The organism is Levilactobacillus fuyuanensis (genome assembly GCF_003946395.1).
Taxonomy (GTDB): Bacteria; Bacillota; Bacilli; order Lactobacillales; family Lactobacillaceae; genus Levilactobacillus; species Levilactobacillus fuyuanensis.
In genome coordinates this window covers 25,977-51,932 of sequence record NZ_RHNZ01000011.1, presented here as the reverse complement: position 1 = coordinate 51,932, position 25,956 = coordinate 25,977, and the positions used below count along the sequence as shown (strand labels likewise).

At 47.7% G+C, this 25,956-nt stretch carries 24 protein-coding genes; 15 read left to right on the top strand and 9 right to left on the bottom strand.

What is annotated here, in order from left to right; translation table 11 throughout:
* Nucleotides 1-64 precede the first annotated feature (64 nt).
* The 3 genes from EKM73_RS07350 to EKM73_RS07340 all read left to right on the top strand — a co-directional run bounded on the left by EKM73_RS07350 (nucleotide 65) and on the right by EKM73_RS07340 (nucleotide 1,349).
* Nucleotides 65-415 (top strand): DUF3899 domain-containing protein, encoded by a 351-nt coding sequence (locus tag EKM73_RS07350; RefSeq protein WP_125701323.1) that lies wholly within the window; start codon nucleotides 65-67, stop codon nucleotides 413-415.
* Between the two features lie 321 nt (nucleotides 416-736).
* Entirely contained in the window at nucleotides 737-1,066 is a 330-nt protein-coding gene (locus tag EKM73_RS07345; protein ID WP_125701322.1) for a type II toxin-antitoxin system RelE/ParE family toxin, read from the top strand.
* Nucleotides 1,056-1,349 carry a helix-turn-helix transcriptional regulator gene (locus EKM73_RS07340; protein ID WP_125701321.1) on the top strand — a complete coding sequence of 98 codons (294 nt, stop codon included), beginning with the start codon at nucleotides 1,056-1,058 and terminating at the stop codon, nucleotides 1,347-1,349. The genes EKM73_RS07345 and EKM73_RS07340 overlap by 11 nt, the downstream gene beginning before the upstream one ends.
* A gap of 34 nt (nucleotides 1,350-1,383) precedes the next feature.
* On the opposite strand, the gene yidA is transcribed toward EKM73_RS07340, so the two are convergent.
* From yidA to EKM73_RS07310, 6 genes are all read right to left on the bottom strand, one after another.
* Complete coding sequence (gene yidA, locus EKM73_RS07335) at nucleotides 1,384-2,193, bottom strand: sugar-phosphatase (protein WP_125701320.1); 810 nt, start codon at nucleotides 2,191-2,193, stop codon at nucleotides 1,384-1,386.
* Nucleotides 2,194-2,359: 166 nt separating this feature from the next.
* Nucleotides 2,360-3,727, bottom strand: coding sequence for an HD domain-containing protein (locus EKM73_RS07330; RefSeq protein WP_125701319.1), 1,368 nt, complete (start codon nucleotides 3,725-3,727; stop codon nucleotides 2,360-2,362).
* A gap of 118 nt (nucleotides 3,728-3,845) precedes the next feature.
* The gene (locus tag EKM73_RS07325) at nucleotides 3,846-4,679 is read right to left on the bottom strand and encodes a lipoate--protein ligase family protein (RefSeq protein WP_125701318.1); all 834 of its coding nucleotides are present in this window, start codon (nucleotides 4,677-4,679) and stop codon (nucleotides 3,846-3,848) included.
* A gap of 234 nt (nucleotides 4,680-4,913) precedes the next feature.
* Nucleotides 4,914-5,903 (bottom strand): ornithine cyclodeaminase family protein, encoded by a 990-nt coding sequence (locus EKM73_RS07320; RefSeq protein WP_125701317.1) that lies wholly within the window; start codon nucleotides 5,901-5,903, stop codon nucleotides 4,914-4,916.
* A gap of 15 nt (nucleotides 5,904-5,918) precedes the next feature.
* A complete protein-coding gene (locus tag EKM73_RS07315) occupies nucleotides 5,919-6,788 on the bottom strand; it encodes a sulfite exporter TauE/SafE family protein (protein WP_125701316.1) in 870 nt (289 codons plus the stop codon).
* Nucleotides 6,789-6,803: 15 nt separating this feature from the next.
* Entirely contained in the window at nucleotides 6,804-7,613 is an 810-nt protein-coding gene (locus EKM73_RS07310; protein ID WP_125701315.1) for a TrmB family transcriptional regulator, read from the bottom strand.
* Between the two features lie 413 nt (nucleotides 7,614-8,026).
* Here EKM73_RS07310 and EKM73_RS07305 point away from each other — a divergent pair, with 413 nt between their 5' ends.
* From EKM73_RS07305 to EKM73_RS07295, 3 genes are all read left to right on the top strand, one after another.
* Entirely contained in the window at nucleotides 8,027-8,467 is a 441-nt protein-coding gene (locus tag EKM73_RS07305) for a DUF1934 domain-containing protein (RefSeq protein WP_125701314.1), read from the top strand.
* 44 nt (nucleotides 8,468-8,511) lie between these two features.
* Nucleotides 8,512-9,168 (top strand): DNA-directed RNA polymerase subunit delta, encoded by a 657-nt coding sequence (gene rpoE / locus EKM73_RS07300; protein ID WP_125701313.1) that lies wholly within the window; start codon nucleotides 8,512-8,514, stop codon nucleotides 9,166-9,168.
* 167 nt (nucleotides 9,169-9,335) lie between these two features.
* Complete coding sequence (locus EKM73_RS07295; RefSeq protein ID WP_125701312.1) at nucleotides 9,336-10,943, top strand: CTP synthase; 1,608 nt, start codon at nucleotides 9,336-9,338, stop codon at nucleotides 10,941-10,943.
* A 462-nt stretch (nucleotides 10,944-11,405) separates the two neighbouring features.
* On the opposite strand, the gene EKM73_RS07285 is transcribed toward EKM73_RS07295, so the two are convergent.
* Both EKM73_RS07285 and EKM73_RS07280 read right to left on the bottom strand, forming a co-directional pair.
* Nucleotides 11,406-11,681, bottom strand: coding sequence for a type II toxin-antitoxin system RelB/DinJ family antitoxin (locus EKM73_RS07285; RefSeq protein ID WP_125701310.1), 276 nt, complete (start codon nucleotides 11,679-11,681; stop codon nucleotides 11,406-11,408).
* Between the two features lie 64 nt (nucleotides 11,682-11,745).
* Nucleotides 11,746-12,168 (bottom strand): MarR family winged helix-turn-helix transcriptional regulator, encoded by a 423-nt coding sequence (locus EKM73_RS07280; RefSeq protein WP_125701309.1) that lies wholly within the window; start codon nucleotides 12,166-12,168, stop codon nucleotides 11,746-11,748.
* 124 nt (nucleotides 12,169-12,292) lie between these two features.
* On the opposite strand from EKM73_RS07280, the gene alsS reads away from it, so the two are divergent.
* Nucleotides 12,293-13,969: an acetolactate synthase AlsS gene (alsS, locus tag EKM73_RS07275; RefSeq protein ID WP_125701308.1), complete on the top strand. Its 1,677-nt coding sequence runs from the start codon at nucleotides 12,293-12,295 to the stop codon at nucleotides 13,967-13,969.
* 13 nt (nucleotides 13,970-13,982) lie between these two features.
* A complete protein-coding gene (budA, locus tag EKM73_RS07270; protein WP_125701307.1) occupies nucleotides 13,983-14,693 on the top strand; it encodes an acetolactate decarboxylase in 711 nt (236 codons plus the stop codon).
* Nucleotides 14,694-15,254: 561 nt separating this feature from the next.
* On the opposite strand, the gene EKM73_RS07265 is transcribed toward budA, so the two are convergent.
* Nucleotides 15,255-17,588: an ABC transporter ATP-binding protein/permease gene (locus EKM73_RS07265; protein WP_125701306.1), complete on the bottom strand. Its 2,334-nt coding sequence runs from the start codon at nucleotides 17,586-17,588 to the stop codon at nucleotides 15,255-15,257.
* Between the two features lie 474 nt (nucleotides 17,589-18,062).
* Between EKM73_RS07265 and EKM73_RS07260 the strand changes: the two genes are divergently transcribed.
* The 7 genes from EKM73_RS07260 (at nucleotide 18,063) to EKM73_RS07230 (ending at nucleotide 25,666) form a co-directional block, all read left to right on the top strand.
* The gene (locus EKM73_RS07260; protein ID WP_125701305.1) at nucleotides 18,063-18,599 is read left to right on the top strand and encodes a TetR/AcrR family transcriptional regulator; all 537 of its coding nucleotides are present in this window, start codon (nucleotides 18,063-18,065) and stop codon (nucleotides 18,597-18,599) included.
* Between the two features lie 125 nt (nucleotides 18,600-18,724).
* Nucleotides 18,725-20,014, top strand: coding sequence for a UDP-N-acetylglucosamine 1-carboxyvinyltransferase (locus EKM73_RS07255; RefSeq protein WP_125701304.1), 1,290 nt, complete (start codon nucleotides 18,725-18,727; stop codon nucleotides 20,012-20,014).
* 100 nt (nucleotides 20,015-20,114) lie between these two features.
* Complete coding sequence (locus EKM73_RS07250) at nucleotides 20,115-20,366, top strand: type B 50S ribosomal protein L31 (protein ID WP_125701303.1); 252 nt, start codon at nucleotides 20,115-20,117, stop codon at nucleotides 20,364-20,366.
* A gap of 574 nt (nucleotides 20,367-20,940) precedes the next feature.
* Nucleotides 20,941-22,341, top strand: a complete 1,401-nt coding sequence (locus EKM73_RS07245; RefSeq protein ID WP_125701302.1) for an FAD-dependent oxidoreductase — start codon at nucleotides 20,941-20,943, stop codon at nucleotides 22,339-22,341.
* A gap of 193 nt (nucleotides 22,342-22,534) precedes the next feature.
* Entirely contained in the window at nucleotides 22,535-23,248 is a 714-nt protein-coding gene (locus EKM73_RS07240; RefSeq protein WP_125701301.1) for a class A sortase, read from the top strand.
* A 550-nt stretch (nucleotides 23,249-23,798) separates the two neighbouring features.
* A complete protein-coding gene (locus tag EKM73_RS07235; protein WP_125701300.1) occupies nucleotides 23,799-24,491 on the top strand; it encodes a WxL domain-containing protein in 693 nt (230 codons plus the stop codon).
* A 128-nt stretch (nucleotides 24,492-24,619) separates the two neighbouring features.
* Nucleotides 24,620-25,666, top strand: coding sequence for a DUF916 and DUF3324 domain-containing protein (locus EKM73_RS07230; protein WP_125701299.1), 1,047 nt, complete (start codon nucleotides 24,620-24,622; stop codon nucleotides 25,664-25,666).
* The last annotated feature ends 290 nt before the right edge of the window (nucleotides 25,667-25,956 follow it).

Below are 25,956 nucleotides of genomic sequence, written 5' to 3'. Positions count from 1 at the left end.
TCTTATATCATTTTTGAAATAAAACCCGTTAGTTGCTGGGCTAACGCTGAAGGGAGTTTAGGTAATGAAAAGTTGGCAGAGATGGACCACGGGCTGGGTTGCCGGTGGTCTGCTAGTTGCCCTAGCCATGCGTATCTTGGGGCAACCCTTGATGGTAATTGGTAACCTGTTATTTATGGTGGGGCTAGCTTTGGTGCTCTTTGGCTTGATCTGTGTGTTGGCCAAGGGACATATGTTTACTGGCTGGCGGCACAAGCGTAAGAAGGGGCAGGAACCACTGCCCGGAGAAAAGGTTGACGTGCGGCACGTGGCGAGCGTGAAAAATTCACCGATTGTAGTGAATGGCGGCGCGCGTTTCGGGCTGTTAGCTGGCGCCATTTACATCGTTTTTGGGGTTATCTTGACCTTGTTTTAGGGATTGAGAAGCTTGCTGGCGATGCTGAAAATTAAATCAGTGTAGTGACGGGGATGTTGGCCAAGTGGCGAACATCCTTTTTGTCGTGGCGACAAAGTGAAATGATTTTTGACGATGGTGGTGCGTCAGCTTAACTAATTCGACCCCCAATACGATTGCGGCTGGTTTTTCTATCAATCGGACAGGGAGTCGTGTAGTATGAGGGGCACCGGATTGCATAGAAAAAATTTTAAAAAGTTTGGAAATCTCACGTTTATTTCGACCGCAATTACGTAGTTAGTCCTTAGGAGCTCACAGGAGTTGCCTAGGGGGAGCGAATTGATGGAGATTCGATTTGAGCAGGGACGGTTAGAAAAACATTTTAAAAGTATGGCAGCTTTGACGGGTCATTTCGGACCAAAAGAAGCCATTAACTTAGGAAAACGGATTAAGGAATTGGAAGCCGCTGATGATCTTAGTCAAATCGCGTATGTACCGCCACCGCGGTTGCATGCATTGACTGGAAATCGAAAGGGATGCTTTGCCGTTGCGGTTACCGCAAACATGCGCCTGGTCTTTCGAGGCTTAGATCGGTTTGGCGGACCGTGTGTCGTTAAAACAGAAGTTGTTGGGATTGTTATCAAGGAGGTTGTTGATTACCATGCTTCATAAAAAATTAGCTTATAAGTCAAATTTCCCAGTTGCCCCAGGTGGAACGCTATCAGAAGCCATTGATTATTTGAAGATATCACCAGCCGATTTGGCTCGAATAACCCATACCACGGTATCCTATGTGGAAGGCGTCTTGGACGGGACGGCTGTCATTACGACCGATTTTGCCGAAGGACTTACAAAAATCATGAAAGTGCCAGCAGATTTTTGGCTACGTTACGATGCGGATTACTGGCGATTGAAGGCGTTGGAAGAAAGTCACGCAAAAAAATTGACCGACTAAGTTGCCATCGGTCAATCCTAAAATCAAATTCAGCTTACTTTAAAGCGTATTTCCGGATAGCTGCTGCCACACCATCTTCGGCGTTGGTCAGCGTTACAGCTTGGGCGGCGTCCTTGACTTCGTCGATGGCGTTACCCATGGCGACACCGAGGCCGGCGTACTGAATCATGGTCAGGTCGTTACCTTGATCACCCAAGGCCATGACTTCATCAGCCGTGAAGCCCAGCTTAGTAGCCAGTTCACCTAGCGTATTCCCCTTGCTAGCCTTCTTGTTCATGACTTCAATGAAGAATGGTGTGCTTTGAACCACGTAGTACCGTTCACGAACGTCTTGGGAGATTTCCTTGTTGACCCGGTTGATAATCTCGGGTTCATCCACGAACATGGCCTTGGAAATGGTTAAATCGCGGTCCATTTCACCGACTTCACGGTAACGAATCAGCATGCGTACCAGGTAACTTTCGAAGATCGTGTAGCCGCTGAGATCCTTATTTGCCGTGTAAATGAAGTCTGGTGTTTCAATCTGGAAGTGCACCTGCATCTTGCGGGCCAGGGCCTCGAGGTCGATGTAATCATCGAAACTCAGGGAGTGGTTGGTCATCATCTTGCCGGAGACCGTCTGGGACACCGAACCATTGTAGGTGATGGCGTATTGGTCATCGCCACTGATGCCGAGGGCGTCCAGGTAAGGTTGCACCCCAGTTAATGGGCGGCCGGTACACAGAACGACCTTGATACCCTGATCCTTGGCTGCTTGGACAGCGTCAATCGTGGCCGGTGCCAGTTCGTTCTTTTCGTTCAGTAAGGTCCCGTCAATATCAATCGCAATCATTTTAATTGTCATGTTGTTCGCAATTCTCCTTTTATGCTAAGTCTGAGTTCAATGCGTATTTATAAATGGCCGCCGCCAAGTCATTGTCGTTGCTGGTCCGAGTGGTCACGTCGATAACCGCTGCGACACGGTCGTTAGCGTTTCCCATGATCACTCTCCATCCGGCAGTGATAATGATTTAATCAGATTTATTCTGGTCAATGAGTTGGTCATTTTGGATGTACCCGCCGAATTCGTCAAAGACCGGTTGGAAGATCTCCGGCGCATCGTTGCCCGGATTCAACATTTCCTTCGGGAAGAAGAACCGTTGATCCCCGGTAAACTTCCCGCGGATGGCATTAACCAAGTCGGACACCGTCGAGAGCTCATGCAGACTGCCATCCGGTTCCTGCAGCTCAATTTGCGTCAGCGGATGTGTGACCTTAGGATCGTAAGCATCGTCGTAGGGCAGGTCGTAGCTGTTGTCGGTGGCCGTGTAATATTCAGTGTTAAAGCCAACCGAGCGAATCATATCACGCAGATGCGGTAGCTGTTGTTGCGTATGCTCATCGAAAATGGCACTTTTTAGCGGTTTCCGATCCAAGAAGCGGTGTGCCAGATCGGCTAAAATTTTATCCGGGGACTGCCGCCAGTGCGTAAAGTAAGTCGTCAACACACCGTCGTCTAGATTGAGGTAATCTTCTAGGTCAAATTCATGGTTGAAGAATGGCAACAACAAGTGGGGGATGAAGCTTTCATCGCTTTCACCCGCCTGATACAATTCGTTGGCGCGACCGAGCAGATGATCCAGCACGACTTCCATTGACCGGGAGACTGGGTGGAAGTAGACCTGTTGATACATCTGGAAGCGGCTCACGATATAGTCTTCAACCGCGTGCATGCCATTCATGGCAAAGGCGATACCGTCCTTGTACGGCCGCATGACCCGCAGAATCCGTGTCAGGTCAAAGGTCCCATATTCGGTCCCAGTGAAGTAGGCATCCCGCAACAGGTAGTCCATCCGATCGGCGTCAATTTGACTGGAAATCATCTGGACCACTTGTGGATTTGGATAGGTCTTTTGAATCACACTGGCGACTTCTTGTGGGAAGGTTGGACTGACCCGCCGTAAGATTTGGTTGACTTCGGTCTTGGGCGAAGTCAGAATCTCGGCAGTAATCGCCTCATGATCCGTGTGGAAAATGTGCTCAAACGTGTGTGAGTATGGGCCGTGCCCGATGTCGTGAAGCAAGGCCGCACACAGCGCGGTCAGCCGCTCGTTGTCGTCCCAGCCGCCGTCACCCGGCGTCTTCGTCGGATAATTGCGTTGGAAATTATCACAGATTCGGCGCGTCACTTCATAGACGCCCAATGAGTGGGTGAAACGTGAATGTTCCGCACCGTGGAAGATCAGCGAGGCCGTCCCCAACTGCTTGATGCGGCGGAGTCGTTGAAATTCTCGGGAATTGATCAGGTCTAAAATAACTTGATGTTGCACGTAAATGTAATTATGCACGGGGTCCCGGAAAACTTTCTCACGGGGCAGTCGCGCGGTTGCGTAGCTCACAGTGATTCCTCCTGACAATTTTAAATTTATTTTTATGGCGTCGTTGTCGTTCTTGCTGGGCCTAGTGTACCAGTTCAAGGGATGAAACCAGAACGAAACGACTCTGATTAAGCAAGGTTTACATAGCGGTCAACCGCGGTTGGCGACGGGCCATCTGGGCGGTCTCTCGCTCTAGGATGGTCGTAAATTGTGGCTCGGCCATCATCGCCGTCAATTTGGCGCGACCAACTCGGAGACCAGCCGTCGAACAGGCGGTGAGGAAGCGCTCCTGGGCATCGCCCACGGTCAGCGGTTGATTGAGTAAGGTAGCTGTGGTGGTCATCACGTTAGGATCGACGTCAGGAAAATCCCAGTCGTTGGTATGGTCACCCAGACCCGCTCGATAGAAGCTGCGAATTAGTTCGCCACGCATGGGCTGATCACCGGTCACACTGAGATAGAGCATGGTGACTAGGGCGTTGGTGCTTCGACGCTGGGCAATTCCAGCAATCTTCAGACCATCAACGCTCAGATCATAGTCGCCGGGACAGTAGGAACGTGTGATCTCATAGTTTTGTAGGGCCAGTTCCGGCCAGGCGGCGTCCACGAGACTGGTCATCTGGGCGTAAGCCGCTTCAATACTGGGGATCGGTGTGGTCAGCGGGGAGAAGAGGGAGACGTTCAGGACGCCACCATCGGCGACTACGGCCAAGCCTCCGGAATTTCGGAGAACATAATCATAGCCATACCGCTGAACGGTCCTGATAGCCGCTGTCAGCTCGGGAAGTCGTTTATCCTTCAGTCCCATGATAACCGTGGGCTGCATGGTCCAGAAGTGCAATATGGGCTGTTTAAGCGTCGGTACCAGGTCCAGCAGAGCATTGGTGTAACCAAAGGCCAGATTTTTCTGGTCGGCCGGGATCGGTGTGGTCACGGTCTGAATGCTGTCGCCGGGTAAATCGAAGGGTCCCATCATCTCACCTACTTTCGTGAAGTCGTTTCAATGCTCTCATTATACTAGAAAACTGGGGCCACGTCATGGTCTGGACCAATTTTGCGTGATGTTGCAGGAGAAGGCGATTAAAGGTGATTCCTGATTGAGGCATGAAACGTAACGTACATCATGGAACATTAAATTAGAGGTATGCAAAAAACTACCCTCTAGATGGTATTAATCCAACTAGAAAGTAGTTTTTCTATGGCTCACTTATAGCTCCATACCAATTTTCATTTCTTCGGCTTTTTTAACAATACGGTCCGCTACAACAACGTCGAGTGCTGCGGTTCCGACAGTTTTGAAGAAAGTGATATCTTTTTCAGAGGATCGACCAGCAATATTTTGATTGATCACTTGTCCAAGCTCACCGCTTATTTCTTGTTTGCTGATATCTCCACGCTTAAGTGGCTGAATGATGTCCCCGGCTTCTGACAAGACGCCGTCCATAGTGTCGAAAACTATATGATTTGCTTGTTTGAGCAGTTCAACTGGTATTTCACACATTTCTGGTGTGTAAGCACCAACGCCATTGACGTGGACTCCTTGTTTGACTAGAGTTCCATCAAAAGTGGGGCGCTTAGAAGTAGTGACAGAAGTAATGATATCAACCTCAGATACAACAGAATTTGGATTAGCTACAGGTTCAAATATCGTTGAGAACACTTCAGAAAAGTTAAGTGTTGCTGTTTCGCAGAACTTCTTTGCACGATCCATATCTAGGTCGGAGACAAATACTTTGTCGAGATTACGCACTGTTAGCATAGCTTCCAATTGTGCCATTCCTTGACCACCGGTTCCGATCAGAAGAGCAGTTTTACTATTTTCATTAGATAGTAATTCAGTGGCCGCACCTTGGACAGCACCTGTACGGAGTTGCGTGAGGTAGGTGCCGTCCAAAATTGCGTTCACAATTCCAGTCTGTGCATCCAAAGTAATCATTGTTGCTGGAACACTGGGTAACTTCTTGTCAATGTTGTCAGGATAAACGGAGACAATCTTTACACCTAACGAGGGGTCTGCACCGCTGACATATCCAGGCATGTAAAGACTCTGTCCATTATATTCGGGGATGTTGATATTAGTCCGTAAGGGAATGTCAGCACGGCCCGAAGAGTAAAGAGAGAGCGCCTCAGTGTCTGCGTCGATGGCATTACGCATGGAGAAGAAAGTTTTGATATCATTTGCAGATAAATATCGCATAGTTAAAGTCCTTTCCTAAACGGCTTCGGTTGATTTACGACTATCAAGATAGAGGCTAATTGCGGAGTAGAGTAAGACAACAATCACAATCCATTGAATGACGGAAGTATTTAAACTCTTAACCAGGTAAACCGCGATTAGCACACCAATGATCCCGAATACCGAGAACATGGTAATTTTACGTGAGTAGTCGTTAAGCTTGATAAATTGCATGCTTCCAATGGAAACGGAAAATGTGCAACCACCCATCATAATTGGAAAGGCAGCTACGGGGTTCATTCCCATGGCATATACGGTTGCCATGGTTAGGGCATAAGAACCAATACCAATGTTGTTTAAAGCACCGTAGACGAACATCAAGAGACCGGTTGTCCAAAGTTTCCATCCGTAAAGCTCAGTTGCTGTCCCGTTTGAAGGAATCCAACCAAACTTACCAGCTAAGATCAGACCAGTTGCAACTAACAAGCCGATAATAACGAAGACACGGATGATATGTTCTGGTAATTTTACGACAAAGCGAGGTCCTAGGTAGGCACCGATTACTTGGCAGATAATAGCGACTAATAAGGTTTTGACGCCGACCGTGATTGTGGAGATGTAGGCAAGGGACATGACGAATACAGGAATCACACATTGTGTGTTTAAAGTTCCAGGAAGCTTTTTCATAGTGACCCATTTGGCCTTGGGATAGAGGGCTGTTGAAATTGCAAAATCTGAAATCCCAAATGTGGATAGGAAATAGATAACAATTTGTGAAAGCGGTGTCCAGATGGGACTCGCCGGTTCTTCCATAATTTCGTGACGATGTTTAAGGAGGTCACGAACAAGAACGAATATGAATAGAAAGTTGATTGCAATAATAGCGATGATTAGAATTTTTTGCATAATAATTTCCCTTCTTTATTTATCGAAGTATATATTACGAACGCCTTCCAAATTAGTGCCGAATTTTTCTTCAGCCTCGTCATGCAAAATGGTCAACGTCCGAAGGTTATAAGCATCATGGAGGACATACTCTTGTGCCAGAAAAACCATTGAACTATTTTTAGTCCAAATTACATCAGTATTGCCGGAATCATTCGGCAACTTTCCGTAGGTAACGGTATCGGCATCACTCACCACATTTATCCAGCGACCACCATAGTCTAGAACCTTATCTGCTTCAAAAAAGTGCTTATAAAAGCGTCTAAAGGGCAGATTATACCGATGGTGATTGCTGAATAAGATGACAACGAATTTGTGGAGGCGGTTTTCAGCCTCTGCAAGCGCCTGGGTTAATTCGTCAGTTAGATCCTCAGAGTAGATCTGAACGTACAGGCTTTCTTTAGAATTTCGAATTTGAAATAACGCTTTTTCGAAGACTTGATCGTAGGAGTCAACAGACCAAATCAAACTAGAATTATCATCAGGGCGTAAATTTTTAAGAGACTTGTGAATGCCATCAATATCTTGTTTGCTATCCCGTTGTAGTTTGGCAACTAATTCTTCAACTGGTAAAGCAGTGTAAAGTGATTTTTCATCTTTAGACTGAAGAACTAGCCCTTTGCTAGTTAGTGAGGAAAGTACATTGTAAACTTTCGAACGAGCTATGCCAGCCTTGCCGCTAATTTTGTATCCCGTGGATGCGTCCATCTGCAGGAGAGAAACGTATACCTTGGCTTCACTACTAGTTAAGCCAAATTTGCTGAGCAGTTCAGTGACTGATTCCATGATTATACCTCTCTTTTAATAGTAGCTACCATTGGGTACTATTATATCCGGATATTCTTAAAAGTCTATACTTTGTGATGAAATATATAAACATTCACAAGCTTAGTTGAAAGATATAAAAAAAGACAATGTCATGTACCTGTTGCTACGTAAGCACTCGTTATATAGTTGCTTGGGTAAATAGGATTTTCTATTTAGTTTGTATTTTCACAATTATAGTATTGAAAGCTGCTTAATATTCGTTGATTAGCCGATGTTGTTTTAAACGATAGTAGTTCCAGCAGATTCCGGCACGATAGCTTTTCCCAATCTCGGACGGATTCAGAAGTTAGTTAAAAGAGCATAATAAGTAGGTTTTCCGCGGGAAATGAACTATAATTAACCCAGACAATTCGCGGAAAGGAAGTGTGCAGATGGATCAACTATCAGCGGGGGTGCCCGTAATGATTCACTTGGAGACCCATATCAAGCAAAATGATGACGTTTCCGACTACCAGTTAGACGTTGATGGTCAGCTGGTCCAGATGGGAGCCAACATGTACTTGCGGTACCTGGAACCCAACAATGATACTGGGGAACAGACGCCGGTGACGATGAAATTTACGCCAGAGGGTGAAGTTCACCTGACGCGGAATTCCGAGGCGGAACTGCGCCTGCATTTCATTAGTGGCAAGCGCGTGACTGCCCGGTACAACACCCCTTATGGCGTGATGCCGATTGAAACGGTCACGCCATATCTGGAGACCAGCTTCAAGGAAAAGCCGTTTAGTGGAAACGTGAAGATCGACTATCTCCTCTATGCCGGGGAAGAATTAGTCGGGAACTACAAGATTAGATTGCAATTTACGGCATAAGCGAGTATCATATTTCGTAGACTGTGGAAAGGACGTGCACCAGTTTGGAATTAAAAGTCTTTGAGGGCCAGAATAAAAAGGAATTATCAATGATCGAAGTTGCTCACGCCATTTTGTCACAACATGGCGATGTGATGGCTTTTGCCGACTTGGCAAACGCCGTCCAAGCATATTTGGGTGACAGCGACGCGGAAGTTCGTGACCGGCTGTCCCAATTCTATACGGATTTAAATGTCGATGGTAGTTTCATTTCTCTGGGTGATAACCTTTGGGGACTGCGAACTTGGTATCCGTTTGAATCCATCGATGAAGCAACGGTTCACGCTGAGGAAGATGAAGATCAACCTAAGCGTAAGAAGCGTAAGAAGGTTAACGCCTTCTTGGCTGACACGACCGATGACGATGATGTGATCGATTACGATGACGACGATCCAGAAGACGACGATACCACCACCTACGTCACTGATGACGACGATGATGATAGCGCCACTGGGTCAGGGCCAGATCTGGGTAAGTTACAGACCGGTTTAGGCATCGATGACGATGACGAAGAAGACGATACAGAAGACATCCCTGATGGTATCGAAGATCAGCTTTCTCAAATGGAAGCACCAGATGATGACGATACTGACAATCTCGACTTTTCCGCCGATGACGACGAAGCCGACGATGACGATGATGATGACGAAGAACAGAAATAAATTTTTTCTGTTTGCTTGACCTCCAGTCCAAAAACAGGTACTATATTTTTTGGGCTCCCTGCTACTTGTAGCAAGGACAACTGGACGGTGAAGTGCTCCCTATTCCGAATGAATAGGGAGTTTTTTTATAGTTTGAAACCCTAAATAATCTTACAAGGAGTTTGCACATGACCAAATATATTTTTGTGACTGGCGGCGTGGTTTCATCACTAGGTAAGGGGATCGTTGCTGCTTCCCTAGGACGGCTGTTGAAGAACCGTGGGTTAAACGTAACCATTCAGAAATTCGATCCGTACATTAACGTGGATCCCGGCACGATGAACCCTTATCAACATGGGGAAGTCTTCGTGACCGACGATGGGACCGAAACGGATTTGGACTTAGGTCATTACGAACGTTTCATCGATAACAATCTGAACAAGTACTCAAACGTGACGACTGGTAAGATTTATTCAGAAGTTTTGGAAAAAGAACGGCGTGGCGACTATCTGGGAGCAACTGTGCAAGTGATCCCTCACATCACCGGCATGATCAAGGAAAAAATCATGCGCGCCGGCAAGACGTTGGGTGCTGATTTCGTCATCACTGAAATTGGTGGGACCGTTGGAGATATTGAATCCCAACCCTTCCTGGAAGCCATTCGGCAAATGAAATCCGAAGTGGGCGATGAAAATGTCGTTTACATCCACACGACGTTAGTCCCAACGCTGCACGCGGCTCACGAAATGAAGACGAAGCCAACGCAACATTCCGTCCGGGAACTTCGGAGTATTGGGATTCAACCCAACATTCTGGTTGTCCGGACTGAAAACCATATTACCGATGACATGCGGCAAAAGATTGCGTTATTCTGTGATGTGCAACCTTCCGCGGTCATTGAATCCATGGATGTACCAACCATTTACTCCATTCCATTGCTTTTACAAAAGCAGGGCTTAGATCAAATCGTCCTGGATCACTTCAAGGTCGACGCACCGAAGTCCGACATGACGAAGTGGGCCCAGATGGTCGATCACATGCAGAACTTAAAGCGGACCATCAAGATTGCTTTGGTCGGCAAGTACGTGGGCTTACACGATGCTTATATTTCCGTCGCCGAAGCCTTACAACACGCCGGCTATCCGGTCGATGCTCAGATTGATCTGGACATGATTGATGCCGAAAAGATTACCGACGACAACGTTGCCGACATCTTAGGTGCTGCCGATGGGATCATCGTTCCCGGTGGTTTCGGTGACCGGGGGATTGAAGGCATGATTACCGCCATCAAGTACGCTCGTGAACAAGACGTGCCATTTCTCGGGATTTGCCTGGGGATGCAAGTGGCCAGCATCGAATTTGCTCGCGACGTTCTCGGCTACAAGGATGCCAACTCCACCGAAATGGACTCCGAGACCAGCCACAAGATCATTGACCTGATGGCCGATCAGACCGACGTCCACGAGATGGGTGGGACCCAACGGTTGGGCCTGTACCCTTGCAAGCTGTTGCCAGGAAGCAAAGCCGCTGCGGCTTACGACAACCAGGCAATGGTCCAAGAGCGTCACCGCCACCGTTACGAATTCAACAACCAATACCGGGCCGAAATGGCCGCCAAGGGCCTGGTCTTCTCCGGGACGTCTCCTGACGATCACCTGGTCGAAGTCATTGAATTGCCAGAAAAGAAGTTCTTCGTGGCTTCCCAATACCACCCAGAATTCCTCTCACGGCCAAACCGTCCCGAAGGCTTGTTCCGCGACTTTATCGCCGCTGCTAGCAAGGAAGTTAAGGACTAGGTTAGAAAACGGTTTGAATATTGCTAAATAAAACAACGCCACATCATCCATATTTTTGGAAGATGTGGCGTTGTTTTACGTGCGGGTATTTTTACGAAAATAGGTCGCTATGAGTGCCGATCGCTAACAGCGTCGTCACATCTGTACTATCGAAAAAAACTAGTAAATGATTTCCATTGTGACCGTCGAAATGTAGCTCAAGGACTTGAATCGTGACGTGTTCGCTCGTATGCAGCCGACGTTTGATTTGCTTCTCTAATGATTTTGGAAAATGTAGAGGATGAACATAGAAATAATCAGGGATCTCGCTCCCGGTAAGTAGACAATCAGTGACATAATCCCAAGGAGATCTGTCATCATCATCGAAGGGAACGTGCCCCTCAAAAATAGGACGCCAACGAGGACTCTTCCTGACGCGTCTCAATTGATGTTTGAACTGCGAAGTCTCATTAAGAGTGTGGCTCATTCACGCAATGACCGTTCAAACTCTTCTTTGGAGGTGCCACCAGATAATGATTTATTATTGGCCATAGCGTCAGTCATTTCCATAACTGAATCGATAACTTCCTGTTTAGGTTGTGCAAAGTGTTCAGGAAGACCGTTGTTAGCGACTGAAGTTAAAACAATCCGCAAATACTCTGAAATTGTGAGTCCGTTTTTTTCAAGCTCAATTTGTGCACGAACCTTAACGTCATGCTGAACTCTAGCGTTGATACGATCTGTCTCTTTAGTTTGCATAAAACCACCTCCAAAATACAGTGTACACCATACGTCGTACACGTCAACTGATCTTACTCGCCGATTAATCCACCTCAATAATATTCGTCACCACTGCCTCAATCGCTGGAATCAGCGGACTATTGGCATCGATACCGGTTTGGTCGAAGCGATCCTGCCACCAGCTGCGGCGAATCGTTTGGACCTGGTTGACCACGTCCTCACCGGCAGGGGTCAGCGTCAGCAATTGGGTCTTGCCCGTGCCGGCGGTCTTGGTCAGGTAGCCGAGGCCGAGAATCTTGTTGACCTCGCGGGTAGTCAGCCCCTTGTCGATGACCAGCGTCTTAGCGACTTGATTTTGATTAATGTCGGGGTGTTCGTGGACCGTCAATAAAACGCAAGCGGCCGTAGGGTTAAGCCCCAATTTGGCAAACGCCTCACGCGTGTCCTTATAGTATTTACGGTGCAGAATCGAAATGTCCTGCGCCAAATAACCGAGATCTTTCATGGCTAACTCCTTCCCCGAAATCTTCTGTGTTGACAAAACAACTTAATGCCATTATGATGAATCTAAGTTGACTTGTCAACACAATCAAATGACTGAATAAACTTAAAAAAAAGGCGGGGTAACGGTGAAAGATACGAAAACTGGTGCACAAGCACTGATTCAAAGCATGATTAATCAAGGTATTAAGTATGTTTTTGGTATTCCAGGAGCCAAGGTCGACCAACTATTTGAGGGCATTGAATATAGCAAGGACCCTCGAGCACCCAAGTTAATTATTACGCGGCATGAGCAGAACGCGGCGTTGATTGCTTCTGGGATTGGCCGACTGACCGGCAAGCCTGGCGTGGTTGCCACGACTTCCGGCCCCGGGGTATCAAACCTGACGACCAGTCTCATCACGGCCACAGCTGAAGGGGACCCCGTCATCGCACTCGGTGGGCAAGTTCCACAGGACGATATTGGTCGACTGACCCATCAGAGTATTCCTAGCAAGGAACTGATGAGCTCAGCCACCAAGTCCAGCGTGGAAGTCCAGAATGCCAATAGTCTTTCTGAAGCGTTTGCAAACGCTTACCAGACGGCAGTTGCACCCAAGGCGGGCGCTACTTTTATTTCCCTGCCACAAAACGTCCTGAATGGGGCCGTTGACCGACCAGAAATCAAGGCTGTGCCAACGGTCGACCAGGGTGTTGCAGACGCCGCAACTGTTGACGCCATCGTGGAAAAGATTCAACACGCTAAGTTGCCTGTTATCTTAGCTGGGATGCGGGCCTCGGCCAGCGACGTGACGGCCGCCATTCGCGAACTCTTGCAACACGCGGCCATTCCCGTTGTGGAAACATTCCAAGGGGCCGGTGTGGTTTCTCGCGACTTGGTCACCAACTACTTTGGTCGGGTTGGTCTCTTCCGGAATCAGGTTGGCGATAACCTGCTGAAGCAGAGTGATTTGGTCATCACCGTTGGCTACGATCCCGTAGAATATGAAGCGCGGATTTGGAATGCCGATCGGACCGGTGACGTGATCAGCTTGGACAGCGTGGTACCTGAAATCACCACGGACTATCAACCTGAAATGGTCGTCCACGCCGACATTGCCAAGACGTTACGGGCTATCGTTCAGAAATTGCCGGCTGATTGGGCCTTGTCCGAAGAGGTTCAAGCACAACTCGACAAGTCCGGTAAGACGTTAGCCGCTCAGGCGGAAGCACCCGCAGCTGACGACCAGCATGGAATTCACCCATTGGCAATCATCCAAGCCCTACAGAATAAGGTGAACGATGAAACCACGGTCACCGTGGATGTCGGTAGTTTCTACATTTGGATGGCGCGATATTTCCGGAGCTATCAACCACGGCACCTTCTGTTCAGTAACGGGATGCAGACGCTGGGGGTTGCCTTTCCATGGGCTATCGCCGCTGCGTTGGAACGTCCCGGCCAACCAATTGTTTCGGTTGCCGGTGACGGGGGCTTCCTGTTCTCCAGCCAAGAGTTGGAAACGGCGGTTCGCCTGAAGTTACCGATCGTCCAACTGATCTGGGACGATGGGGCCTACGACATGGTGAAGTTCCAAGAAATTGCCAAATACGGCCACGAAGCCGGGGTCAGCTTTGGCCCAGTCGACTACGTCAAGTATGCCGAAAGCTTTGGTGCTACTGGCTTACACGTCGATCACGCCAAGGATTTGGCAGCGACCTTAGACCAAGCCTTCCAGACTGAGGGACCCGTGGTCGTTCAGATTCCGGTTGACTATCGGGACAATTTAAAACTAAAATCATTATTGTTGAAAGATGTTTTAAGCTAAAGGGAGTAATGATATGAACGAAGCAACACTCTATCAACATGGGACCTTGGCCTTACTGGTCCCAGGACTATTGACCGGAACCTTGACGATGAAAGAGTTACTGGCTCACGGCGATACCGGAATCGGTACCGGTGAGGGCTTAGACGGCGAATTGATTATTCTCGACGGCAAGCCTTACCAAGTGAATAGTTGTGGTGAGGTCAATGTGGTACCAGAAAGCTTCACGCTGCCATTTGCCAACAGCCACTTCGCCGCTTACCGGCCACTGATGACGGTGGAAAATGCCACCAAGGAAGAGCTGCACGACCAAGTGCTGGGTTTGACGCACAAGGCTAATACCTTCTTTTCCATCCTGGTCACCGGGACCTTTACGGACGTGAAGACCCGGGCCGTGGCGAAATCTGAACGGCCATTCAAGTCATTAGCAGAAACGGCCAAGCAACAGAGTATCTTCACCCGCGACAAGGTGGAGGGGACCCTGCTGGGTTACTACTCACCACAAGTGTTTGACGGTGTTGCGGTGGGTGGTTATCACGACCACTTTCTGTCGGCGGCTCACGACTTTGGCGGACACCTGCTGGACTTCGGTACGGTAACTGGGGATGTTCAGGTTCAAGTGTTCTCGACGTTGGAACAGCATCTGCCGGCGGATGACCAGGAATACTGCGAACATGATTTCTCTAAGGATGACATTCAAGGCGCCATCCACGAAGCAGAAGGCTAACTGTGCCTTACCAGCACGCCTTACCGGGTGGCAGAAATCGGCCGTGACGCTGTGGGCGGACGTCTGGAGCCACAGTGCGGTCTCCAGACTTGGCCATGAACCTCTGAGAAACGAGTTTCACAGCCACCAATTCTCTAAGTGGCGTTGCCACCTAGAGAATTCCCACGGCTGAGCCGATTTCTGTCACCCTCACGGCTTACATGGTAGGTCACCGGACAACGGCGGTGGAAATCGCTATTGGATGAAATCCAAGCTTTTAGTCGATATAACGCAACTATTAGTAAAAGGTCCCGCAAATCAATTTCGATTTGCGGGACCTTTCTGTTAGGTTAAGTTTGAGAAGTGTGAGGACCTGTCGTCATTATCGTAACGAATGTCCATAGGTTAAAAACTAGTCTAGCCGGAGGAGGTCAGGATGCAGTCAGCCGTGGCAGCGATGTTAGGCCGGGCGTTTGTTTCTTCCCGGTCTTACATCGCAGGACGTGTTTGGAAACTCGCGTGAATTTCGCGAGGTTTCAAACCGAGACGGAAGCCTGACAGCCGCAGGCGATGGATTTTAACCTATTCTGAACGCAGTGCCGTGGCCGCGTCCTTCTTGGCTGCCATCCGTGCTGGGATGTGACCACCCAACATGGTCAGGACGGTACTGATGATAATCAATACAATCCCATGGACGGGGTTCAAGTGCGCGACGTTGCTCAGGTCAGTAATGTTCTTCAAGACGATATTGATTGGGAAGGTCAGGAGCCAGGCGATGACGACTCCGAGGACCCCAGAACCTACACCGAGGATGAACGTTTCAGCATCGAATACGCGGGTGATGTCCTTCTTCCGGGCCCCTAAGGCCTTGAGAATTCCGATTTCCTTGGTCCGTTCGAGGACGGAGGTGTACGTGATGATGGCGATCATGATCATACTGGTAACCAGTGAGATCCCGGCGAAGGCGACGAGGACGTAAGTGATGGCGTCCATCAAGCCTCCGGTCAGGTCGGAAACGGTCCCGGCCATATCCGTGTAGATCACCTTGTCGGATTTGCTCTTACCCTTGTTGTACTTGTCCAGGTAGTGCAGGACCTTATCCTTGTTCTTGAAGGTGTTCGGGTAGATCAGGATACTTGCTGGCGTGGTGGAGCCACCGAGGTAGCTGACCAGGTTCGTCTTGGTATCCTTATTGACGGTTTGCCCCGTCATCACGTTGCTGTCGGCCTTTTTTTGGGCCTTTACAATATCAGAGTTCTTGTTGGCCTTGATAATGTTTTGCGTCAGCTTGTCGCTGTAGACAATCCCGGAAGACAGGACGTTTTCGGAGGATTTCGACTTGACCCGCAGAATGCCGGCAATCTTGATAGTCGTGTTGTTCTTGTTATTGTAGAGTGAATTCGTGGCCTTGTTTGGCACGTAATTGCCAGTAGGTAGGCTTTGGTAGTAGTTATTGTTGTTGACAACTTTGATTTTTGTCCCGACAATCTTATCGTAGTTCAACTTTTGATTGTCCTTAACGTCGAAGTTTAGATTCTTCAGGGCATTGATGTTTGTTGAGTTGTCGCGGTCGACGAGTAGGATCACATCGTTGGCGCTCTTGGGATAAGTCCCGGCAATAACCTTGTAGTGCTTCTTCAGGAAGTTCGTGCCACCATCACTAGCGCTCGGGTAGACGGAACCGCCAACCCCAGTCGAAGCGGACATGGCAGACTGCATGGCACTCGAACTGCTAGAACTACTACTGTCGGCGTTTGAGAAGGAGACGGTCTTGGCCTTCCCGTCCGTTTGCCGCAGGAGGTTCATCCCGGTGGAGTAGGTGTAGGTGATGTTCTTGCTTAAGTCACCGTTAATGTTTTTAACATATTTTAAGTAACTCTTGGTAATCTTGTTCTGGTGGACGGATTTGTCGGCGTCACTGATCTTGGCCACGACCTTGTTAGACTTGGTCGTCTTCTTATTGTTCTGTGGACCAGTGGTCGAGCTATCCTGAGCCGTTTGTGAAATGGTGATGGGAAACTGAGCCAGCGTATTGGACTGGGTTTTGTTGATCTGTGTCTGGAACCCATTGGAGAGGGCCAAGACGATGGCAATCCCGATGATCCCGATACTGGAGGCAAACGCCGTCAGAGCGGTCCGGCCCTTCTTCGTCCGAATGTTGTTAAAGGACAGCTTCAATGCGGTCCAGAAGGTCATTTTGGTCTTCTTGAGCTTGAACTGTTCAGCATCGGCATGATCGTCATAAGGATCGGAGTCGCGTTGAATCTTCCCATCGGCGAACTCGATGATCCGGTCAGCATATTCGTGGGCCAGATCGGGGTTATGGGTAACCATAATGACCAGTCGTTCTGCGGAGAGCTCCTTGATCAGCTTCATAATTTCTTCGCTGGTCTCGGTATCGAGAGCCCCAGTTGGTTCGTCACACAACAGAATTTCTGGTTCGTTGGCGATAGCCCGCGCGATGGCGACCCGTTGGAGTTGTCCCCCGGACAATTGGTTAGGTTTCTTGTTGATGTGGTCGGTCAGGCCAACGCGGTCAAGCGCTTTGAGGGCCTTTTCCTTCTTTTCGGCATTGGAGACACCACTTAGGGTCATCCCCATTTCCACGTTATCAAGGATGCTCAGGTGGCTGATGATATTGTAGCTCTGGAAGATGAAGCCCACGGAGTTGTTCCGGTAGGCGTCCCAGTCGGCGGCGGAGAAGTCCTTGGTCGACTTACCTTCGATGGCTAAGTCCCCCGAATCGTAAATATCCAGGCCGCCGATGCCGTTCAGCATGGTCGTCTTCCCGGAACCACTAGGGCCGAGGATGGCGACGAATTCTTGGGAACGGAATGCGACAGAAACATCGTCGAGGGCCTTCGTCACGGAGTCCCCCACGTAGTAATATTTCTTGATGTGTTTTAGTTCCAGCATTTAAAATAATCCTTCCATTTTCTGAATTCGGCTGTTGTTTGCGGTGTATTTCTGATAAAATATACATTAATGCAACACCGTGTCTAACATGATAAAAATAAATAACTTAATTGGCAAGCGCCAATGTCAACAGAACTGTTGTAAAAACGACACTTTCAATAAGAGTGTTGCATTCATAATGGCTCTGCGCTGGCGTCAATGGTCTAAGAATTTAGGCCATTTTAGCGCTAAAGCCATGTCACTTACCTAACTTAGGTGATTTGCGTGACTAAATCACGCGTACATTAGACAATGACGCAAGAATGAAACCTGCGCGTTGATCGGCTTTAACTTTACCATGAAGTGGGGGTCGGCGGCACGTAATGACGCTTACAATTATTCTGTTAGTCAGCCGTGACAGCAATAAGACAGCTGATGATTGCACGATGTGAGTAAGCTTAATAGTAAGTTTGACGGCAAATAGGAGTGAAATCTATGGTTGGTGTTAAGAATAATCGGCGTGCCCAGTATACCCAGCGGGTGATTCAAGAAACCGTGCTGTCTTTACTTGAGAGTAAACCGATTAACGCCATTTCAGTCACGGAGGTCTGTACGCAGGCCGATGTGAACCGGACAACGTTTTACCGGTATTACACCGACATCTATGATTGCGTGGAGAGCATTGAGAAGGCCTTTGTGGCCGCTCTGCACCCGTTAGAGGGGGCAACGCCCAGTCAGGCCTTAGAACACCTTCTGACGGCTTTTTATGAAGACAAGAAGTTAAGCAATCTGGTCTTCATCGAGGGGCGGACCGACCTGTTGAAACGCATGCAGGAGCTGGTCGCCCACATGGGGCCCAAACCACCACATATCGCAGACTATCAAGGCGCGTACATCGGTGCGGGTCTACAGAATATTTTAAAAAAATGGGTGAAGGACGGCATGCCCGAATCCCCGCATAAATTAACACAAATTATTATCGACACCATACTCGCCAAGAACCTAGATGACCTCCGAGACGAGGTATTGTAGTCGGCTAATATTACATTTTGGCCAGAATCCCGGGAAAGTGTTGTCTTTTTGCCCGGCATTATTTATCATGGTATCTGACTGTATGGAATTATAAAGGAAGATTATTAAGTGAGGATAGCTTCATAATGAAAAAAATGATAATTCACGGCGGCCGTCGTCTTTCCGGAGAAGTGACGATTGGTGGCGCCAAAAACAGCACAGTGGCTTTAATTCCGGCAGCGATTCTCGCTGATACACCGGTCCGTTTTGATATGGTACCGGATATCCTTGACGTGCACAATTTAATGTTAATTCTAAAATCAATGAACGTGCACTCAACGTTTGAAGATGGGGTCTTGACCATTGACCCAACTGAAATCGTTGAGGCACCGCTACCTAGTAAGGCTATCAAGAGCTTACGGGCATCGTACTATTTTATGGGGTCCTTGTTGGGGCGGTTCCAACGGGCCACGCTGAGTTTCCCTGGTGGCGATAACATTGGTCCACGGCCAATCGACCAGCATATCAAGGCATTCGAAGCCTTGGGTGCTTCGGTGGAAGAACATGACGGCACGGTACGCATCACGACCGGTCCCGAAGGTTTGCACGGCGCCCGGATCTTCTTGGACATGGTCTCAGTTGGGGCCACGATCAATTCGATTCTCGCGGCGGTCAAAGCCGTGGGGACGACGGTGATCGAGAATGCTGCTAAGGAGCCCGAAATCATCGATGTTGCGACGTTCCTGAACAACATGGGTGCGCATATTCGTGGGGCTGGTACCGATGTGATTCGCATCGAGGGTGTGCCAACACTACGGGCGATGAACACCCACACGATTATTCCGGATCGGATCGAGGCCGGGACTTACCTGTCGATGGCTGCGGCCGTCGGGGATGGCGTGGTCATTAAGAACGTGATTCCAGAACATCTCGAAGCCTTTACGGCCAAGATGATTGAAATGGGAGTTCCACTAGAGATCAACGAAGATAGCATTTACGTGCCACGTTCGGAGAACTTAAAGCCGATTCGTATCAAGACGATCCCATTTCCTGGATTTGCGACGGACCTGCAGCAGCCATTAACACCGCTACTGTTCCGGGCGAATGGGAGTAGCGTGGTTATTGATACCATCTATCCTAAGCGAATCATGCACATTGCAGAATTGCGGAAGATGGGCGCCAACATTCGTTCAGAAGACGACATGATTGTGGTCGATCCGAGTGAGGAGCTGACTGGCAGTCAGGTCCAAGCCGGTGAAATCCGGGCGGGAGCCGCACTGGTCATCACGGGACTCATGGCCGATGGCGATACTGAAATCGAAGAGGCCGACAATATTCTGCGGGGTTACGACCGCATCGTGGCTAAGCTGACGGCGTTGAACGCGGATGTTGAGATTGTGAGTAAAGAAAGTTTGGTAGAAAACGGCCAAGATTAGCCATTGCTCGTAATTGGGTTTCATGGTATAATTCAACGGTTGACGATTAAATCAATCTCTGGCTCAGTAGATGAACCAGGGCAAAGGAGCGTAATACATTATGAAGCAAGGAATTCACCCAGATTACCACGAAGTTGTGTTCCAAGACTCAAGTACTGGCTTCCAGTTCTTGTCTGGTTCAACGGCAACTTCAGCCGAAACGGTTGAATGGGAAGATGGCAACACCTACCCATTGATCCGTGTCGAAATTTCTTCAGATTCACACCCATTCTACACTGGTAAGCAAAAGTTTACTCAGGCCGATGGTGCCGTGGACCGTTTCAACAAGAAGTACGGCTTGGCAAACGACTAATTATAATAAATATGATTTGTCGCCGGTGGCAGTGTATAACTGCTACCGGTTTTTTGTACACATTTTTCGGTGAGAATCAGGAAGACTATCTGTTTTCGCCGAGACAACACGCGCCGTTAAAAAAGTTTCTAGTGGCTATATCATCAGCAATCCCCAGTTTGTAAAAGCCATTAAGTAAGCAAAATCACAGCATTAATCATGTACACTATGCGTTAGGCTAGAGCCTACTTGTCTTAGCTTTTTGGTTGGCGAACCCCCGATAGAATGCGGACTTCGATAATTGTGAAGGGATTTGTTTTGACAAATTAAGTTAATTGGGTTAGAATACACTATCAGTACTGAAATAGGCCGCTTAACGCCCGATATATCAATAATCGCAGTAATATCAGTGGTTAATATTTAATGGGTAATTCAACCCTTGGATGATTAGCCGTCTTTTGAGGGGAAAAGCTGGCGGACTGTCATAAAGTAGATAATTGGATTTAAAATGGGCCTTACAAGTTGCCCGATTTTTGTGTGCTCGCCGAAGGACACAGCTAGATTTATACGTTGTAGAATATGAGGGGGAACTATGATGAAGGTCATTATTGTTGGAAGCACCCATGCGGGGACGAACGCTGCGATTCAAATCCTAAAGGATCATCCCGACACGGAAGTTACCATTTATGAACGACACACCAATGTATCATTCCTGTCGACGGGAATTTCGCTCTTCTTGGATGGCCAGGTTAAACACCTGGAGGACATGTTCTATTCATCCCCGGAAGAGTTAATGGAGCTGGGTGCCAACGTCCTCACGCGACACAATGTCTTGAAGGTCGATGCGGCCGCTAAGACAGTGGAAGTTGTCGACATGGACTCCGGCGAGCTGACCAACGACACTTACGATAAGCTTATCGTGGCTACCGGTTCGACGGTCAACGTGCCACCGATCTTCGGTATCGATGAAGACATGGTTCTGTTGTGTAAAAATTACGAACAGGCGAAGGCGGTCTATCAGGCGGCCAAGGATCATAAGCGTATCGCCATCATTGGTGGGGGCTATATTGGGACCGAACTGGCGGAAAGCTACGCACGGACCGGCCACGAAGTTCTATTGATTCAATCGCAGGATATTCTGTTGGACCACTACGTTGATCAGAACTTATCAGACAAGGTCGTTGCTATTTTACGGGAACAAGGCGTCAAGGTGGCCCTGAATAGCCGAGTGACGTCGTTCGCTCAGGATGATAAGGGACTCGCCATTGAGACCGATGATGAGACGTATCGCGCGGATGTAGCGATTGTCAGCACGGGCTTTGTCCCCAACACGGGGCTCTTACGCGGGCAAGTGAAGATGGATCGTCACGGGGCCATCATCATCAATGATTACATTCAATCCTCAAATCCAGACATTTTTGCCTGTGGGGATGCCAGTGTGGTCAACTTCAATCCGACGGGGCAACCCGCTTATACGCCGCTGGCAACGAACGCCGTGCGGCAGGGGATGTTAGCCGGTATCAACGTCTTTGGTAACCTGCAACGCTACATGGGGACTCAGGCGACCTCGGCCATCAACATCTTTGGCTGGACGCTGGCTTCATCCGGGCTGACGTTGCGTCATGCGGCTTCAGCGGGACTGAATGCAGATAGCGTGACCTTTGAGGGCACCTGGCGGCCGGACTACATGCCAACGACGGATAAGCTGCTGATCAACCTGGTCTATGACCGTGATAATCGACGGGTGTTAGGAGCCCAGCTCTTCAGTAAGCACGAGGTGGCCCAGTCAGCTAATGCGATTTCGATTGCGATTCAGAACCGGAATACGATCGATGACCTGGCCTTTGTGGATATGCTGTTCAATCCGAACTTCGACGATACCTTTAATTTCCTGAATCTAGTCGCGCAAAAGGCGGTGGCTCAGGAAGCGGCACGGGGAAATCGGCAGCCACGGGTTACGGCAGGGGTTAAGCCGGATAAGAAAAGTAAAAAATAAATGACGATGTGGCGGGAGGCTGATGGGCTTCTCGCCTTTACTGTCTTTTCAAGTCTTGTCAGAATGCGAAGACTAAGCGGTGAAAGCTGCTGGTCACGGTGCGTGGTGGAATGATTTCACTTTGTTTTTAACAGTAAATGGGGTAAAATTTGCCAGTGAAGATAACGAAAAGCTGGGGGGAGTGGCAGTAACTATGGCAGATAAACAGCAACAACAGCCCAAGCATCGCTGGCGGTGGTTCTGGACGACAATTTTTATCATTTTAATTATCATCTCACTCGGGCTGATCTTTAACGAACAGATTAAAAATTGGCTGATTTCTTCCTATCAACCGCGGATCTCCAAAAAGACCGTGCAGAAGAACGAGAAGAAAAAGGCGTCATACGACTTCAGTAAGGTTAAATCTCTGGACTTCTCAACTGTGGCCAACGCGCGTTGGAATACGGCTAATATCCATGTGGTGGGTGAAATCTATATGCCGCAGTCAAAGATTCATTTGCCGATTGCCAAGGGTCTCAGTAATGATGTCTTGGCACTGACGGCTGGTACCATGCGGCCGGACCAACAGATGGGTCAGGGAAATTATCCGTTGGCGGGGCATCACATGAGTTCACAAACGATTTTATTCAGTCCGCTATACTGGAAGACGCGGGTCGGTCAGCCAATTTACTTAACAAACGCTAAGAAGGTCTTCGTCTACAAGGTCAGTGTACGAAAGTTCATTCCGGCAACGGATGTTAAGGTGGTCGACCAGACCAAGAAGACCATGGTGACGCTGATTACCTGTGACGCGACCGGGGCCAATCGGTTGATGATTCGTGGCAATTACGTGAAGCAGATGGCCTATAAGGATGCACCAGTCTCGGTTCAAAAAGGATTCCACAGTGGATTTAACAATAAAAACTAAGAAAATCATGACATTTTTTGCGAAATTGCAAAAAATGTTATTTTTTTTGAAATTTTTTTGCTTGTGAAATTTTGAAAGGGGTTACATGGAGTCGGAATGCTGGGGGCATTGATAAATAAGGAATCCTTAAAGTTGGTTCGATTGCTCAACTAAATCCCATGGTGAGCAAACACCCTGTTAACGATAATGAAAAATAGCTTATCACGTGACAATTTTTATTGAATTGAGCTAATAAAATGAATCGTACCATGAAGATTGACTCTTGACAAATGCTGATATACCAGCGATTACGTCACTTATCTGTGTATACTGTAAACATAATCATATACTATTAAACAGTTTTGAGAAAAACAATCCTCCCCACACATAATTAATTGTGGACAGAAGACAAAATCCGTGCTATTATAACTTATGTAATCAGATGAGTTCATCAGATGGTTCAATAAAGCGCCTTTAGTTGGGGCAGGTTCATAAAATAGAGTCGTCGCTTTGGACAAGAAGTTTAGAAGAGTAAAGAACAAAGACAATCAAGTTGAGGGAGATAAATATCATGACTAAAAAAACTTTACAATTAATCGCTACTGTTGCACTTGCTGCTGGATTTGGGTTCACTACTGTTACTGCTAACGCGGATGACACTAATAGTCAATCAACTGACGCCTCTGTTACGTTGACTCCAGGTGATGGTACTGGTACTCATGATGGGGCCGTATCATTAACTGCTGCCCCAGATTTGGCTTTCGGTACTCATAAAGTTACTGGTAAGGCTGACAATTTCGATATTAGTTCAGGTGCCGGAATTACAACAAATGGTGATTCGACTAATAAAGATGCTAAGGGCGGGGCCGTTGAAGTTGTTAATAGTGGTAGTGATGCTGGTTGGAACGTAACGGTTGCTGCGTCTACTTTCACTGATACAACCTCGAAAAAGACGTTATTGGGTGCTACTATTGATTTGAAGGGTACACCAGAAACTGATAATGCTGATATCGATGGGAAGACTGACAACACTTTAAAGCCTGCTACTATTGGTAGCGCTGCTGCGGGTGCTGGTGCCACAACGACTGTTACTCCTGGTGAGACCAACGCAGTTCCTGTCTTGACCGCTGCTGCTGGTAACGGTTATGGTACTTGGAGAAATCAAATCAATGATGCAACCTTAAATATTGCTGGTGGTAACGCTGCTGGTACTTACTCCTCAAGTTTGACCTGGACAATTGCTAATACTCCTTACGCTGGCTAATTAACCAAATAGTTAAAAAACAAGCTGAATTACCATAAATATTAAATTCGGAATGCGGTAGCGACAGCTACCGCATTCTTTGTTACAATGAAGAAAACGGTTTATAAAATGATGGAGGCAGGTTGACCATGAAACGTTGGTTGAGGGTATTAGTAACGTTAGGGACGTTGTTAGTAGCGTTTGGTTGGATGCAGCAGACTAAGACTGCGAAGGCGGAAAGTGTTGGATACTCAGTTAGCACGATAACGCCAAAAAATCAGGATGATAAGAAAGTGACTTACTTTGCACTTCGCGTAAAGCCCAATGAACAACAAAAACTAACGATTGTTATTCATAACTCAAGCAAGTCAGCAAAGAAGTTCCAGGTTGGTGTTAATCAAGCAATGACCAATACCAACGGGGTTATCGATTATAGTCAAAGCAATCCCAAACTGGATAGTTCTCTAAAAGTTGGTATCAAGGACGTATTTGGCAAAAATGATACGCAGAAAGTTACCGTTAATGCAAAGAGTTCTAAGAAAGTTTCTGTAAATTACAAAATGCCAGCCAAGAAGATCGACGGTATGATCTTGGGCGGTGTTTATGTCAAAGAGCTTAAAGATAACAACACGGGTAGCAAGAAGAATGGTGTGACGATTAGCAATGCTTTTGCTTACGTAGTGGGTGTTCGTTTGCGTGAGAGCGGTATTGATGTTGCGCCTGATATGCGATTGAATGCGGTTAAAGCCGGATCAATCAATGGCTTTAGTCAAGTTCAAGCCAATTTACAAAATCCTCGTCCAGGTTTGATGAAGGCGTTGAAGGTGGTTTCTAAGGTCACAAAGCAAGGTAGTTCAAAGACTGTCTTGAGTCAGACTAAGGAAGGTATGGCAATGGCACCTAATTCGAACTTCAATTACTCCATTCCTTGGGGTGACAAGCAGTTAACTGCGGGTGATTACACATTGAAACTTGATGCGTATGCCAAGGGTGGTTATCACTGGCAGTTCACTAAGAACTTTACGATTACCCAAAAGGATATTAGTTCACTGAAGAACCGGATCAATACACCACAGAAGAGTTATCTTTGGTGGTTCGTTGGTGGTGGGATTTTAATTGTCCTGCTGTTAGCCATTATCGTTTACTTACTGATGAAGAATCGGAAGAAAGATGATGACACGGACGAAACTGAATAGATTATAAAATAACGCTCTGATGAAGATTAGCAGAAATGCCGATCGTCATCAGAGTGTTTTTGTTTTGGACTGAATTCTTGATAACGTGTTAATGAAAATGACGGTGTATGACGTTAAGAAAAATCTATGCGGTATTGGCAATGGAAAGGGTATGATTCTCTTTTTGGTATAACGTATATTTAGTTGAACAATTGCAAAAATTGAGCACGTTATAAAGCAAATGATGTGTAACTAAAATCAGCATACAATTATAACGCGGCAAAACTAGTGCTAAATGTTTAAAGCCTAAT

Excerpts from the sequence above, each read along its gene's own strand:
- EKM73_RS07350 (WP_125701323.1), top strand. The coding sequence starts at position 65 with ATGAAAAGTTGGCAGAGATGGACCACGGGCTGGGTTGCCGGTGGTCTG.
- EKM73_RS07345 (WP_125701322.1), top strand. The coding sequence starts at position 737 with ATGGAGATTCGATTTGAGCAGGGACGGTTAGAAAAACATTTTAAAAGT.
- EKM73_RS07340 (WP_125701321.1), top strand. The coding sequence starts at position 1,056 with ATGCTTCATAAAAAATTAGCTTATAAGTCAAATTTCCCAGTTGCCCCA.
- yidA (WP_125701320.1), bottom strand. The coding sequence starts at position 2,193 with ATGACAATTAAAATGATTGCGATTGATATTGACGGGACCTTACTGAAC.
- EKM73_RS07325 (WP_125701318.1), bottom strand. The coding sequence starts at position 4,679 with ATGGGACCCTTCGATTTACCCGGCGACAGCATTCAGACCGTGACCACA.
- EKM73_RS07320 (WP_125701317.1), bottom strand. The coding sequence starts at position 5,903 with ATGCGATATTTATCTGCAAATGATATCAAAACTTTCTTCTCCATGCGT.
- EKM73_RS07315 (WP_125701316.1), bottom strand. The coding sequence starts at position 6,788 with ATGCAAAAAATTCTAATCATCGCTATTATTGCAATCAACTTTCTATTC.
- EKM73_RS07310 (WP_125701315.1), bottom strand. The coding sequence starts at position 7,613 with ATGGAATCAGTCACTGAACTGCTCAGCAAATTTGGCTTAACTAGTAGT.
- EKM73_RS07305 (WP_125701314.1), top strand. The coding sequence starts at position 8,027 with ATGGATCAACTATCAGCGGGGGTGCCCGTAATGATTCACTTGGAGACC.
- EKM73_RS07295 (WP_125701312.1), top strand. The coding sequence starts at position 9,336 with ATGACCAAATATATTTTTGTGACTGGCGGCGTGGTTTCATCACTAGGT.
- EKM73_RS07285 (WP_125701310.1), bottom strand. The coding sequence starts at position 11,681 with ATGCAAACTAAAGAGACAGATCGTATCAACGCTAGAGTTCAGCATGAC.
- EKM73_RS07280 (WP_125701309.1), bottom strand. The coding sequence starts at position 12,168 with ATGAAAGATCTCGGTTATTTGGCGCAGGACATTTCGATTCTGCACCGT.
- budA (WP_125701307.1), top strand. The coding sequence starts at position 13,983 with ATGAACGAAGCAACACTCTATCAACATGGGACCTTGGCCTTACTGGTC.
- EKM73_RS07265 (WP_125701306.1), bottom strand. The coding sequence starts at position 17,588 with ATGCTGGAACTAAAACACATCAAGAAATATTACTACGTGGGGGACTCC.
- EKM73_RS07260 (WP_125701305.1), top strand. The coding sequence starts at position 18,063 with ATGGTTGGTGTTAAGAATAATCGGCGTGCCCAGTATACCCAGCGGGTG.
- EKM73_RS07255 (WP_125701304.1), top strand. The coding sequence starts at position 18,725 with ATGAAAAAAATGATAATTCACGGCGGCCGTCGTCTTTCCGGAGAAGTG.
- EKM73_RS07250 (WP_125701303.1), top strand. The coding sequence starts at position 20,115 with ATGAAGCAAGGAATTCACCCAGATTACCACGAAGTTGTGTTCCAAGAC.
- EKM73_RS07245 (WP_125701302.1), top strand. The coding sequence starts at position 20,941 with ATGAAGGTCATTATTGTTGGAAGCACCCATGCGGGGACGAACGCTGCG.
- EKM73_RS07240 (WP_125701301.1), top strand. The coding sequence starts at position 22,535 with ATGGCAGATAAACAGCAACAACAGCCCAAGCATCGCTGGCGGTGGTTC.
- EKM73_RS07235 (WP_125701300.1), top strand. The coding sequence starts at position 23,799 with ATGACTAAAAAAACTTTACAATTAATCGCTACTGTTGCACTTGCTGCT.
- EKM73_RS07230 (WP_125701299.1), top strand. The coding sequence starts at position 24,620 with ATGAAACGTTGGTTGAGGGTATTAGTAACGTTAGGGACGTTGTTAGTA.